Here is a 15059-nt window from a genome sequence, read left to right as displayed (position 1 = left end):
GTACCTTCTAACTAATTTAAGCCAACAATACTACCTGCCTGATTCACTCCAATACGCTCACTAACGGGCTGTTTTGGTAAACCTGGCATCGTCATGATATCGCCACAGATAGCCACAATGAACTCAGCACCACGAGATAACCTTAATTGACGTACTTTTAACACATGTGCCGTTGGGGCACCGCGTAGTGTTGGATCTGATGAAAATGAATACTGCGTTTTCGCAATACACACAGGGTAATGACTATAATTTTTTTCTAACTTAGCAAGTGCAGTCTGCGCTTCTAAGGACAACTCCACGTGGCTTGCACCATATATTTTCTGAGCAATGGTCTCGATTTTTTCCAGCAGCGGCATCTCATCTGGATATAGCAACTTAAAGCTTTTTGTAGGCTGTTCAGTCATACGGATGACCTCATGCGCTAAGTCTATAGCGCCTGCACCGCCATTTGCCCAATGTTTACATACGATAGCTTTCACACCAAAACTAGCTGCCACAGTGCTAAGTAATGCAATTTCAGCCTCGGTGTCACTTAAAAAATGGTTGATAGCCACGACGACTTTTAAACCAAAATGTTGCTGAAGATTTTCTATATGCTTTTTCAAGTTTGCCGTGCCACTTTTCAAAGCGGTCAGATTCTCTTGATTTAACGATGTAATATCAACACCGCCATGATATTTAAGCGCACGCACTGTCGCCACCAATACCACTGCTGCTGGTTGCAAGCCTGTTTTTCTGCATTTAATATCAATGAATTTCTCCGCACCTAAGTCGGCACCAAAACCCGCTTCAGTCACCACAAAATCTGCTAATTTCAATGCTGCTTTTGTAGCAGCTACTGAGTTGCAACCATGCGCAATGTTAGCGAATGGCCCACCGTGCACTAAGGCAGCGGTATGCTCTAAAGTTTGCACCACATTTGGTTGAAAAGCATTTTTTAACAATGCCGTCATTGCGCCTTCGGCTTGCAAATCACTGGCTAATACTGGCTTATTTGCGCTAGTTAAGCCAATTTGAATATTACCTAGGCGCGTTTGCAAGTCTGATAATGAGGTTGCCAAGCAAAATATTGCCATCACTTCACTAGCAACTGTAATATCAAAACCCGTTTGCCGATCAAAAAATGAACCGGCTTTATTACGACTATTCAACGTTATGTCACGTAAAGCTCGGTCATTCATGTCCATGCAGCGACGCCAAGTAATGCTTGCAGGGTTAATATCTAGCGCATTGCCTTGATAAATATGATTATCAATTAAGGCAGCAAGTAGATTATTTGCACTGCTGATGGCATGGAAATCACCTGTGAAATGTAAATTAATGTCTTCCATCGGGACTACTTGCGAATAACCACCGCCTGTCGCGCCCCCTTTTAAGCCAAACACAGGACCCAACGAAGGTTCACGCATACACACCATCGCATGTTGATTTTTATCGGCTAGCACTTGATTCAGCGCGTCTGCTAGCCCAATTGTAGTAGTAGTTTTACCCTCTCCTGCTGGCGTAGGGCTGATGGCCGTGACGAGAATTAATTGACCATCAGCCTGAGTTTGTAACTTTTGAATGCACGCTGCGCTGAGCTTGGCAATATATTGACCATAGGGAATCAAATCATCACTATTTAAATCGAGCTTTGATGAAACTTGTAAAATCGGCTTGAGTGCTGCTGCTTGTGCGATTTCAATATCAGACTTCATAAAGGCTGTCCTTTTGGTTGTAGGTCGAGGTTATTATTTGCGTCCGCCAAGAATACTGCCTAACACACCACGAACTATTTGACGCCCTAGTTGCGAGCCTATCGCACGAGCAGCACTTTTTGCTGCGGCTTCCAACACGCCATCTGAGCGACTTCCAGACTTTTTACTACCACCGAAGATACCGCCCCAATCGAACCCTTCATCGGCTTTGGCTTCAGTCGCCACTTGCTCTGTTCTTGCCTTGAGTATTTCATAAGCAGATTCACGATCGACTGACTTCTCATAAAATCCCGCGACATTTGAGGTATTCACCACATTCGTGCGCTCAGCATCTGAAATAGGGCCAATGCGGCTGCCTGGTGGGCAAATAAAGGTACGCTCTACAGGTGTAGGAATGCCTTTTTCATCTAAGAATGAAACTAGCGCCTCGCCCACACCTAACTCAGTAATAGCAGTAGCCACATCTAATTTTGGATTACTTCTGAAAGTATCCGCGGCTGATTTAACGGCCTTCTGGTCACGCGGCGTAAAGGCACGCAAGGCATGCTGTACACGGTTACCTAATTGGCCAAGTACCATATCTGGTATATCAAGCGGATTTTGGCTAACAAAATATACACCCACGCCTTTAGAGCGAATCAAACGCACGACTTGTTCGATCTTTTGCAGTAATGCATCTGGTGCATCGTTAAATAGCAAATGCGCTTCATCAAAGAAAAACACCAACTTTGGTTTATCTAAATCGCCGGCTTCTGGCATTTTTTCAAATAATTCTGATAACAACCACAGCAACAATGTCGCGTATATGCGTGGTGAGTTGAACAACTTATCACTCGCTAAAATATTGACGATACCGCGACCTTGCGCATCGGTCTGCATAAGGTCATCTAAATTTAGCGCAGGCTCACCAAAGAATTGATCTGCCCCCTGAGTTTCAAGCTCAAGCAAAGCACGTTGTACCGCGCCCACACTAGCCGCTGAGATATTACCGTAATTAGATTGATATTCAGTCGCATTTTCTGCCGCATGTTGCATCATTGCGCGTAAATCTTTTAAATCCAGTAGCAACCAGCCTTTATCATCTGCTATCTTGAATACAGAATTCAAAACGCCGCTTTGCACTTCATTTAAATTTAGCAAACGCGCTAATAACAACGGCCCCATCTCGGCCATGGTAGTGCGAACCGGATGTCCTTTTATACCAAATACATCCCAAAATGTCACTGGGCATTTTTTATAACTAAATTCATTTAGCGCCAGTTGCTGAACGCGCGCCTCTACTTTAGGATTACCGCCACCCATTTGGCTCATCCCAGCTAAGTCACCCTTCACATCCGCCATGAACACTGGTACGCCTATGTTTGAGAATTGCTCAGCTAAACTTTGTAATGTGACCGTTTTACCTGTACCTGTTGCGCCAGCAATCAAGCCATGACGATTAGCCATTTTAGGCAATACAAAACTAGAAGTTTCAGTGTTTTTTGCAATTAATAAGGATTCTGACATATTTTTATTGTCCTATCTCTTGAGCGTTAACCGATGCTCCATTGTAGCAAAACTAAGCTGGGCCTACATGAAAGTAATCAAGCTTAAGGAATGCAAAAAAATAGCTGAAGATATTTAATCATCTTCAGCTATTTCTTAATTAAAGCCTTAAATTAATGGAAATTTAAGCTACCGCAAGCTTGCCTTTAACGATGCATCCAACTCGTCTATTGTTATCGGCTTACCAAATAAATATCCTTGGAATTGTTTACAGTGTATTTTTAAAAGGAGTTCTTGTTGGTCTCTCGTCTCCACACCTTCGGCAATCACTTCCAGCTCCATACTTTTCGCCATGGCAATAATCGTCCGCACAATCGCTTTATCACTGCTATCACAGACAATATCTCGCACGAATGATTGGTCAATCTTTAATTGTGTGAGTGGCAGCCGTTTGAGGTACTGCAAAGACGAGTATCCTGTGCCAAAATCATCCAATGAAAACCTGATGCCTATTTCTTTCAATGCGGTCATGGTGACAATCGTATCTTCAATATTTTCCAGCAACATGCTCTCAGTCAGCTCAAGCTTAAGTAGGCTTGGGTTAATACCATGACGATACACAGCTGCCTGAACCTGATTCACAAAGTTATTTTGGTAAAACTGTTTAGCGCTGACGTTGATTGAGATGGTCAGGTCGCGTGTCAATTCATTAGTCTGCCAAGCTTTGATTTGAGCACAAGCGGTATCAAGTACCCATTCACCTATAGGTAAAATCAGCCCTGTTTCTTCTGCTAAGCTTATAAAGTTAAAAGGCGGTATCATGCCACGTTCTGGGTGTATCCAACGGATTAAAGCTTCCGCACCTAATGGTCGATTCAACTGATCAACCTGAATTTGATAATATAACTGAAACTGTTGCCTATCTAGTGCTTTACGCAACTCGCGCTCTAAATCAGCCCGCGTATCAATAGCCTCTTGCATCAATGGGTCAAAAAACCGCATAGTATTTCGACCAGCTCTTTTAGCTTGGTACATGGCAATATCTGCATGTTTGACTAAGTCATCTTGTGCATCTACATGATCGCCAAATAGCGCTACGCCAATACTGACCGTACTATGGTATTCGTGCGTAGCAAGTTGGTAGGGTTGGTTAAGCGTTGCCAGAATTTTTTGGCCGACGGCTTCAGCCTGCGCTGCAGCTTCTATTGGATGACTACTTAAATCTTCAAGCATGACGACAAATTCGTCGCCGCCCAAGCGGGCTACCCTTGCCACAGTATCACCACCTCGCAGGCACTCCGTTAAACGTGAAGCTACTTGCTGCAATAGTAAGTCACCAACCGCATGGCCTAGTGAGTCATTAAGCGTTTTAAAATGATCAAGGTCAAGAAATAGCAGTGCGCCATCTTTACCAGTACGTTTGCTAGAAAAAAACGCACGTTTTAATCTATCTATCAGCATGCGTCGATTAGCTAAATGCGTAAGCGAATCATAAAAAGCTAAATGTTCAATTTCATCTGCGGCCTGCTTGCGCTCGGTAATGTCAGAAAATAAACAAACATAGTTGGTAATCTTTTGTGCATCATCGCGCACGGCAAAAATATCTATCCAAGCGTCATAACTTTCACCTTTATTGTTCAGATTTTTTGCTTCGCCTCTCCACTCCCCTGCATATTCAGATTCTTGCTGTATTTTCTCAAAAAACTGAGGGTCATTATCCACAAAGCCGATATTTTTTGGGTGAGTGCCGAGTGCAGCTTCACGACTATAGCCAGTAATTTTACAAAAAGCAGGGTTAACATTTAAAATATTCAGATCAACATCAGTAATTAATATGCCGTCGTGTGCATGCTCAAACACACTGGCAGAAAGCACCATGCGCTCTGAGCTTTCCCGTAAAGCAGCGATACCTTCACGTAACTTCTGACGCATGTTGAGCACATTAGACATTAAAGTATTAGGCTTGGCCTCTAGACCATCATTTTCAAGATCGCCAGCGGCAATACGTTTCACGACATCAATAGCCAAAGCAGGATCACCACCAATAGGATTGACTACCAAGCGTCGCAACTGCCATAAAATAATCACTAAAAGTATTGTACCCAGTACCACAGCCGTGATGATAATGAACCACGAGTGCGCTAACCCAATTGCTCTAGCCTCGCTCAATGGGTAGGCAACCACTACTTTGAACCCCCAATTAGGAATTTCCTCTGTGACAAATTTCCAACCTTCAGGTTGCTCATGAAACAAGCGCTCCGCTTGAGAAAATGGTACGTGGGCTGAATGGAATCGAACTTTATTTTTGCCATCAAGCACCATAGCAAAGCCGCTTTTCAGCTGTCGCGTATTACGCACTGCATCGCGAATCACTTTCATATCGACTTTGTAGCCCACATAATAAGCACCTATCACAGTGCCATTAGCATCGTACATAGGGTCGTAACGCGTGATATAGGGCTCGTCCAGAATGTCGACCACACCGTGAAATGACTTTCCTAGACTAAGTGCGGCAAAAGCCTTGGTATTCGGATTGAGTATGGTTGCCGTTGCTCTGGACATATTGACTCTTAAAACATTAGTGGAAACTCGTACAAAATCATCCCCATCTTTTACAAAAATAGTCGCAGTACCGCCAACTAAACTGGACAAGTCATCGACCAATTTGAAAAAGTTGGTAATAGGGGTGCTACCAAAAATTAGATTAGGTACAACTCTATCCTGAGTATTGACTTGACCATCGATAGCGGGTTCACCAAGAGCCTGACTTTGTTCCTTTAGCAGACGCATGGATAAATCTGCTTTATCCGTGACAAGTTCATCAGTTACGCTAAGTAAGCTCACCAAGGTTTTGGCTTGCTCATCGGCATCAGCTTGAATACTCTCTAGCTGCTGTGAGGTTTGTTGAGTAATCAACACGAATGGTGCCGCAGCTAAAAGAATGAGCACGGGCAGAATGAAGCGCCAAATCGTGGATATTTTATTAATCATATTAATTAACAATTCATTTACAATTGATAGCCAGATAATAAGCTAAGTTTAGTTTTTTTCAACAACTACAACTGCAAATTAGTCATTAAATATTTAAGCATAGCCCTACAGACACAATTAAGACTTAAAAGACGACATCGCGCACATCTTGCATGTCTGTCCATTAGCAATATTTAAAACTCCTCCCACTCGTTATCATCGGTGCCTGTTTTAGCCTCTACTTTTTTAGCTTGATGTGTATTTGCCGCTTTAACCGCTGATTTAGATTTCACTAATGTCACATGGCTAGCTTTGTGCGTTGATTTTGCACCTAATCGTGTAGTACCTTCTAACTTAAACACACTGACCACATCTGCAAGCTGTATCGCTTGCTCCACTAGGCTCTCAGCTGCTGCAGCGGCTTGCTCAACCAAAGCCGCATTTTGCTGTGTGGTTTCGTCCATGCTCGTTACCGCAGCATTGACTTGGTCGATGCCTGCGCTTTGCTCGCTTGAAGCGGCAGTAATTTCACCCATAATGTCAGTCACTCGCTGTACAGAGGCGACAATCTCTTGCATGGTTTTACCTGCTTGCTCAACTTGCGTTGTACCTTCAGCGGTTTTGCTAACAGAGTCTGAAATCAACTCTTTAATCTCTTTAGCCGCACTAGCTGAACGTTGCGCGAGATTGCGCACCTCACCTGCGACTACGGCAAAACCTCGACCTTGTTCACCGGCTCTGGCAGCTTCAACAGCGGCATTCAGGGCAAGGATGTTGGTTTGGAAGGCAATGCCATCGATAACTGAGATAATGTCTTCAATCTTTTTAGCACTGCTGTTGATGGCGCTCATGGTGCTGACGACCTGACCAACAACCTCACCACCTTTAACCGCAACGCCTGAAGCGGCTACAGCAAGCTGGTTGGCTTGTTTGGCGTTTTCAGCATTGTTTTTAACGGTTGAGGCTAGCTGTTCCATACTTGCAGCGGTTTCTTCTAAGCTAGAAGCTTGTTGTTCAGTACGTTGTGATAGGTCGTTATTACCAGTGGCAATTTCATTGGCCGCAGTAGTAATAGTTTCTACGGCCTCTTTGACTGCGGCAATCGGCGCCACGATCGTTTCTAAAGTAGCGTTAACGCCTTCAACAACTTTACGGAAGTCACCTTGATGTTTTGTAGCGTCAGCGCGGACACTGACTCGACCATCCGCAGCAGCCTCTGCCAACATATCGGCGTCGATCACCAGATTATTGATCGCATGAATACAGGTGTTCAAATTGTCTTTAATATTGTTAAAATCGCCGTTGTAGTGCGTCGTAATGCTGTCTGGAATATCTCCTTTTGAAATGCGCTCTACGCAATCTGCAGCAACATTGAGCGGCCCTACCACTGAATCCAATGTGTTGTTTACACCTTCAATAATCTTGCGGAAGTCGCCTTGGTGTTTACTTGCATCTGCACGGGTTGATAGTTTGCCTTGCTCAGCAGCTTGAGATAAGGTGTTTGCATCATTCACCAAACTATTAACCGCTGTAATACATTGGTTAAGATTGTCTTTTAATTGATTAAAGTCACCATGATATGTATCAGTAATCTGAGCTGGGATATTGCCTTTAGCTATACTATCTACATAGCTTGCGGCTACATTAAGCGGGTTAATAACTGCATCTAAAGTATCATTTAGACCCTGCACAATTTTGCGGAAATCACCTTGATGTTTACTTGCATCAGCCCGCGTGCTGAGTTTGCCAGCTACAGCGGATGCAGAAAGCACATTTACATCGGTCACCAGCGCATTAATATTGCTGCGCACTTGTTCAATGGCTACATTTACAAAAGCTTTTTTACCTGGAAACTGCTCTAGTGTCGCAGTTAAGTCACCTTCGCCAAAACGCTTCACACAAGCAAGCGCTTTTTTGTTCATATCGATATGACCAGCCACCATCTTGTTTACACCTGCAGCCATGTCGGCATAGCCACCTTTAAATCGGCTAACGTCTACATCAACATCAATATCGCCAGCATCATGCTGCGCACTTACATGGTTTAAAGACTCAACGATAGAGTGCAGTGTGTCTTGTAAAGACTTAATAGAGTAAGCAACACTTGTTTTATCGCTTTCTTGAACCACAATTTTTTGGTTCAAATCACCTTGCGCGAAATTGCTTGACAACTCAGCTAAATCACTAGGTTCTGCGCCCAACTGACGCATTAGAATACGCAAAGTCAAAGCGACCATTCCCAAGACTGTAAGCAACACCAAAGCTCCAAAAACCATAGAAATCTTTAGCGCAGTATCTTTAGATAAAACTGCATTCACTGCATTTTGTTTTGCAAGCTGCAAATTATATTCGGCATGCTGATCCATTAACTTAGTCACATCCTTACCAATAACATCTGCATCTTTTAGTGCTGAGTTGAGTTTGCTTTGTAATGTGACTTTATCTGCTTGCTTCGCTGAGGGTGTTTTCAGAGCATTACTGCTTGAAAGATCAATGACTGTGGTCATTGCCTGATAATACAGTGATAGCTTATTAGACTCTGCTTCATACATAGACTTGTCTTTTTCATCTGAAATGAGCGATTTGTAGCTACTGATAGCATTATCAACTTTTTCTTTTTTTGAGTTTATTGACTTCTCTTCGTTCTTTTTTTCATCTGCGTCGTCAAGGATGACATGGCGCTGCAAGCTAATCCGCAAGCGTAAGAAATACTCATTCGCTTCGGCTAATTTTGAAATGGAAGGTATGCTATTTAGATTGGCATAATTAACCTCTGTAAATACACGATTAACCGTGTATTCAGACATTGCTATTAAAGAAACAATGCCCAATGCCGCAATGGAGGCGAGGACTTTTATACGTGTAGCTATTTTCATTTCGACTATTCCCAAGATTGTTATGCAGCACATTCAATACACAGACTAAAATTAGTGCACACTTATTTAACTACATGGCAGCTGTATTTAATCTTGGGAATACAAGGGGTATATGGTAGCCAAATCAGGCTATTGCCTGATTTGCTAAACAAAACGTGTGAAAATTAAGTGAGTGCAGCTATATGGAACATATAACTAATTGAATTAAATAAAAGTATTCAGTTAAATCAGGCAATCTAGACTGTCTTAAATATTAGCTTTAGATTTGGCAATAAACACATTAGCTAACACACCCACCGCCGCCAGACACCAAACAATAACAGCACCTGAAGGCAGATCAAAGATGGCTGAAACAGCTAAACCCAGCACATAAGCAGTTGCGCCGATTAAGTATGCGCCTAACATTTTTCTTGATTCTGACCAATTTCGCACGGCAAGTGCAGGAATAATTAAGCTGGAAAATACTAAATATATGCCAACCATTTGCACTGAAGCGGTGACTGCTAGAGCAAATAATCCATAAAAACCTGCTCGACCCATTTTATCTTTTAAACCAAACCAAGCGGCTAAAATAAGCACTGTAAGTAGTGAAACAGGTAACAACTGGCTCATGCTGACCCAAAGAATCTGACCTGCTAATAAATCCTTTAAATGCTCGCCGCCGTGCGGATTGTTAGCGAGCAAAAGTATGCCCGCGCTGGCTGCCAACACAAAAAATACGCCGATTAATGCCTCCTGAACTTCTGGCCACTTTTTTTCTGTCCAAGTGAGTAGTAATGCGCCCAGTAAAGCAGCGCACACTGCAGCAATTTGCACCTTGATACCTTGCGGCTCCCAACCCATTGCATCGGCAGCAATCACGCCCAAAGCAGCAATTTGTGCCACCGCGAGGTCGATAAACACAATGCCTCGCTTAAGCACTTGCTGCCCGAGTGGCACATGCGTCGCCAATACTAATAAGCCAGCTAAAAATGCTGGGCCAAGGATGTTAAGATTTAAGGTATCAAGATTCATGAGTACACTCCGTAGGTCAATCTATTGGCAATAAAAATGGTCATTAAGTTTTATTTGGCGGCATCTAAAAGTCGTTGCACGGTGTCGTCAAATAAAGAAAACAGGTCTTTGGCACGATCTGACCCGCCTACCGTAAATGGTAGCGCTACCGCTGGAATCTTGGCTTTCTCTGATAACCATTGCGATGGACGTTCGCTGTTGTATGCTGCTCGAATCACCATCTTTGCCGGCTGGCGCTCCAACTGCGTAAGCACCTCACTAAGATGACTACTGGTTGGCTCAACGCCTGGTTTTGGCTCCAGCGTCGCCACTTCACGCAAACCTAGCCAGTCTTCTAAATAGGGGAAGCCTTTGTGCTGTACGACGATAGCCATGCCTTTAAGTGGCGCTGCCTGAGTCTCCCAACGCTTGCTCGCATCTTGCCAGCGTTGCGCAAAATCTTTATGCCTAGCCTGATAAAACGTAGCATTAGGCGCATCGATTTCTGAAAGTCGCTGCGACAGAGCATCGCCCACTTTAGCAATATTGCGTGGATCGGTTTGAATATGCGGATTGCCGCCTGGATGCACGTCACCATCCGCTCGGTCTAGACGGTTTGGTATTTCTAACATACGCACATAATGCGCAGCCTCAAAATTACCTGCCTTGCCTGCTAGCACATTAGTATTGCCCGCTTGACGTAACAATACTGGCAACCAGCCAATTTCCAGCTCTGAACCCGTACATACTAGTAAATCTGCCTTACGCAGCTGTGCAACTAAGCTTGGTTTAGCTTCAATATGGTGAACATCTTGCATAGCGTTGGTAGCGGTAAATACTGCAACTTTATCGCCACCAAGCTCTTGCGCAAGCGCGCCCCACTCTGGCTCGCAGGCAAATACATTAAGTGCAGCTTGGGCAGATTGTGTTGTGACGAGTAATACAGTGAGTGATAATGCTTTGAATATATGTTTCATCTAAATCTCCTTAATATTTGTGTGCGCCGTGAGCGCCAAGGCTCATTTGGTATTGGATGAATATTTGATTATCGGTAGCTTCTTGGCGGGACTTATCGCTAGATACTTGTAAACGAATGCGTGAAAATTCGCTTGGGCTAAAGTCCAGCATGGCGCTGATGCGTTTAGGGTCGTAGCTACTATTCGCTAGATTAGCCGCGTTATCGCCATAATTAACACTACCGCTGTTCAATTGGTCATAACGCAAACCAGCGCGCCAATAGGGCAGGAATTTATAAACACCTTGTAAGTACCAACCATCTTGCGATGCTGTGTAATTATTAATACCAGTGCCATTTGTCAAATCACCGTTCTCTTTGCGATGCAGATACTCACCCTGCAACTTGAAGCTGGTATTGGTCGCATTGCCATTAGGAGCCCATTTCCATACAAAGTCGGCTAGCCAAACTTTACTATTTCCAGTAAAGCTATTGGTCACATCATTACCAACGGCATCAATGTCGTTTGACAATCTATCTTTAGGCGAAACTTCCAGATAAGACAAACCCGCGCGCCAACTACTGCTAACACCTAAATCGCCACCAACATGGGCGAACAGCGAGCCTGCGCCACCGCCATTTTTATCTCGACCTTCGGTATCGGCAATGCGTCCACGGCCATATTCAGCCCCAAGTTCCAGAAACATATCGGTCGGTGCTAACCACTTAAGCTGTATACCATCATCACCAAACTGATTGCCAAGAAAAGCCTGATAAGCCAATGGATTATCTACAAAATCCCAAGTGTGGGCATGTTGATCATTCAGATAGCCAATGCTGGAAAAGAATCGCCCGGCTTTAAGCGTAACGCCATAAGGCAAGGTAGTTGTTTGTACAAAAGCCTCCTCCACACCTATGGTATTGTCTGGCGCTAGGGCTAAGTTGAGACCGCCATAGAAGTTAGGATCTACACTGGCATAAACCCCCAATTCAGATTCACCTAAATTAAATCCTTTGGTGCCAGGTCCAATTTCACCACCTGCCTGAAAGCCCGTGATGTGATAGTTAGAATCTTGAGAACGGTTAGCATAAGTACCAGATAAAATTAAAGAAATATCCGGATTCAGTGCATTGCTGGAAGTTGGTCTAGCACTCGCTTGTACCGAGGCCTCTTCGGCCTTTTTACCCGCCTCGCCCGCGACTGTTTCAGTCGTTTGTAAGCGTGATTCCAAGGTCTGAATACGCGACTCATAACTCTGTTTCATTTGCTGAATTTCAGCACGTAATGCCTCTAATTCGTTACTATCGTTTGCTTTTGCTGCAGCAGGCAGCAAGAAGGTAAGCGCAATGGCGCGCACCAATACTTTTTGATTGAACATGTGAACCTCGTCGTTGCAAAAATGAATAAAGCCACGCCTTAACAGGAGTGGATTAAGATTTAAGTACTAAGCGAGGATAGGCGGGGCGCGCGAGTGGTAAGAAGAAAAATGTGTAGAAACGACGGACTGGCGTAACACCGTCGACAGTTCAAATTGCCCTGAAGCAATATTGAGAATATGCGCTTGCGAACCAATAGCTGCAGTGAGGCCCGCAAGTGATAAGCACTTTCCGCACACTTCAGCATGATTGGTAGACTTATCTTCACTTGAAGACTTTTGATTTGAAGTCTGCTGATTGGAAGACTTTTGTTGCAAATCTGCCGTGTGCACATAAGCATGCACCATTGCTTGTTGCTGCCCAAACATGAGCAGCACAGCAAAGAATAAGGTCAGAAATGAACGACGCATCATGAATTTATTATAGCAAACTAAATATTAAGTCATATGAATTTATTTAGACGTTAATCATAAGCCTACAAGAGCGCAGATGAATCAATCTAAGAAATCAGCCCGATTAATTTCAATTTTCGATACAACGTATTACGGCTAATACCAAGCTGGCGCGCCACTGCTGAGACATTGCCAGCATGCTGCTGCATGGTCGAACGAATGGCATCTTCAGCTAAATCCTCTAAAGCCAAAGTTTGCGACGCTGCTATTTTAGGTCGTAGTACATTGCCTAGATTTAAGTCTTGCAGTTCATCAATAAAATCTTGCGTAAGGTGTGTTTCAGCAACCTCCTCGCCATCTGCAAGTGCTAATGCGGTTCTCAGCACATTGTGTAATTGTCGAATATTACCTGGCCAAGGATGCGTCTTAAATATCCCCATCACTTTAGGAGAAATATTAATGTCACTGGTTTGTTCCACCTGAAGAATGACATCAATGAGTGCCTGTAAATCAGTACGATCTCGCAGTGCGGGCAAGGCCACGCTCAAGCCATTTAAGCGATAATATAAGTCACTTCTAAACTCGCCAGATTCGACTTTTTCTTTCAACTTTTGATTAGTGGCGCTTACCAATGCAAAGTTCACTGGAATAGATTTTGTGCTGCCTAAAGGCGTGACTTTACGCTCTTGAAGAACGCGTAATAAGCGTGCTTGCAATGCCAGCGGCATATCACCGATTTCGTCCAGAAATAGCGTTCCGCCATCTGCTTGCTCTATCTTACCCGCACTACCCTTACGCTTAGCGCCAGTAAATGCGCCTTCCTCATAGCCAAATAGCTCCGCTTCAATTAAGCCTTCTGGCAAGGCTGCGCAATTGACCGCTATCCACGGCCCTTTGTGTTGCGGACTTGCCTCATGAATCGCGCGGGCGAATAGCTCTTTGCCCACACCTGTTTCACCTTGAATCAAAATAGGAATATCACGGTTCAGCACTTTTTTAACTTGTTGAATCGCATGTGCAACTTTAGCATCGCCGCTATTCAATAAATCTAAATTAGCCGCACTCGCTCTTTTCACTTCACGTGTCGCCACTGATGATTGCTGCTGTTTATGTAAAGTTTCAACTTTCACATAAAGACGCGCGCCATTGTTCAATCGTAATGGCACGATTAACTTGTCAGCACCATTCATTTGTCTGAGTAAACTTGCGAGCGGAATATCAAAGATATTTTCAAAATCCACCGTCTGGCTATTTTGCGAATTTAGGCTGAGTTGAAATTGCCCGCTACGGTTCGTCGCTACCAGTTGCCCTGCTTCACTAAACATAGCAACGCCTTCCCAAAGGGTGCCGATAAACTCAGGTCGCGCATGAAAATGTAAGACGATATCGCTTTGATGGCTGGCTAAGAAAAGCCTATTTTCAATCATCTGCGCAGACATTTTGACTAACGCCAACGTGTGCTGCTGCGAAGTGTTCGAGTCATTCGATACATCTAGCGTTGCAATCAGCTGATTTTTAGCGCCAAAAATAGGCACAGCAGAACAGCTCAGCGAATGATGATAAGCCATAAAGTGTTCTGCGCCCTGCACTGTCATGGCGGATTGTTCTATCAACACAGTGCCGATAGCATTCGTCCCACGATGGTCTTCACGCCAAGATGCGCCCGGTGACAAGGCAATGCGTTGCTCTTCTCTTAGCAAATGATGACCGCCTAGGCTATTTAAAATAACCCCTTGGTCATCCGTCAAAATCACAATATTACGCGTATGTGCAATTTGCTCGTTTAGAGTTTCCATTTCGGGCAAAGCAAGTGAAAGCAGTTGGCGATTTTGTTCACGCTTAAGCGCAAGTTCTTGTGCAGTAATGACTTCTAAATTAGATGGAGAGTTGGCATTGACGCCATTGGCAAGGCAGCGCCGCCACGAGCGCTCTATGGCTTCAGCAATACTGCCTTGTTCTACATTGCCTCTGGTTAAGAAGTCGTTTCTGGCTTGCGAAACGCTCTGCGGGCGATCTATCGAAAAATGATTCATTGACTTGGGTAAAACTTCCAATTCGGGTAAGTAACTTTATTGAACAACTGTCACGTGACACATTGTTCAATATTGACACAGTATTAAAAAATTAATGAATATCCCATCAACGTAGATGAACATTCAATAAAAATAGTTGATTGATTTTAAACCATTTTATTCAGCTAAAGCCACTTTATATTGCCAATTTTTGATGTTGGCACATCAATTGCAATAACTTCATTGCAACAGTCACATTGTTACAAATATCGTTCAATGCGCGACATGAGCAACACACAACT

At 43.8% G+C, this 15059-nt stretch carries 9 protein-coding genes; all 9 read right to left on the bottom strand.

The window, feature by feature from the left end:
• Window positions 1–11 precede the first annotated feature (11 nt).
• Window positions 12–1697, bottom strand: a complete 1686-nt coding sequence (locus M301_RS06200) for a formate--tetrahydrofolate ligase (protein WP_013147916.1) — start codon at window positions 1695–1697, stop codon at window positions 12–14.
• 33 nt (window positions 1698–1730) lie between these two features.
• Complete coding sequence (locus M301_RS06195) at window positions 1731–3203, bottom strand: helicase HerA-like domain-containing protein (RefSeq protein WP_013147915.1); 1473 nt, start codon at window positions 3201–3203, stop codon at window positions 1731–1733.
• Window positions 3204–3371: 168 nt separating this feature from the next.
• A complete protein-coding gene (locus M301_RS14205; RefSeq protein ID WP_013147914.1) occupies window positions 3372–6173 on the bottom strand; it encodes a bifunctional diguanylate cyclase/phosphodiesterase in 2802 nt (933 codons plus the stop codon).
• Between the two features lie 173 nt (window positions 6174–6346).
• The gene (locus M301_RS06185; protein ID WP_013147913.1) at window positions 6347–9028 is read right to left on the bottom strand and encodes a methyl-accepting chemotaxis protein; all 2682 of its coding nucleotides are present in this window, start codon (window positions 9026–9028) and stop codon (window positions 6347–6349) included.
• A 246-nt stretch (window positions 9029–9274) separates the two neighbouring features.
• A complete protein-coding gene (locus M301_RS06180) occupies window positions 9275–10042 on the bottom strand; it encodes a metal ABC transporter permease (protein ID WP_013147912.1) in 768 nt (255 codons plus the stop codon).
• A 50-nt stretch (window positions 10043–10092) separates the two neighbouring features.
• Entirely contained in the window at window positions 10093–10998 is a 906-nt protein-coding gene (locus M301_RS06175) for a metal ABC transporter substrate-binding protein (RefSeq protein WP_013147911.1), read from the bottom strand.
• A gap of 10 nt (window positions 10999–11008) precedes the next feature.
• On the bottom strand, window positions 11009–12355 hold the full coding sequence (locus M301_RS06170) for a hypothetical protein (protein ID WP_013147910.1): 1347 nt from the start codon (window positions 12353–12355) through the stop codon (window positions 11009–11011).
• Window positions 12356–12421: 66 nt separating this feature from the next.
• Window positions 12422–12766, bottom strand: a complete 345-nt coding sequence (locus tag M301_RS06165; RefSeq protein ID WP_013147909.1) for a DUF2946 family protein — start codon at window positions 12764–12766, stop codon at window positions 12422–12424.
• 86 nt (window positions 12767–12852) lie between these two features.
• Window positions 12853–14778, bottom strand: coding sequence for a sigma-54-dependent Fis family transcriptional regulator (locus tag M301_RS06160; protein ID WP_013147908.1), 1926 nt, complete (start codon window positions 14776–14778; stop codon window positions 12853–12855).
• Between the last annotated feature and the right edge of the window lie 281 nt (window positions 14779–15059).

The organism is Methylotenera versatilis 301 (assembly GCF_000093025.1).
Taxonomy (GTDB): Bacteria; Pseudomonadota; Gammaproteobacteria; order Burkholderiales; family Methylophilaceae; genus Methylotenera; species Methylotenera versatilis.
Note: the sequence above shows the minus strand (reverse complement) of the source record. Positions and strands in the feature narration are given on the sequence as shown.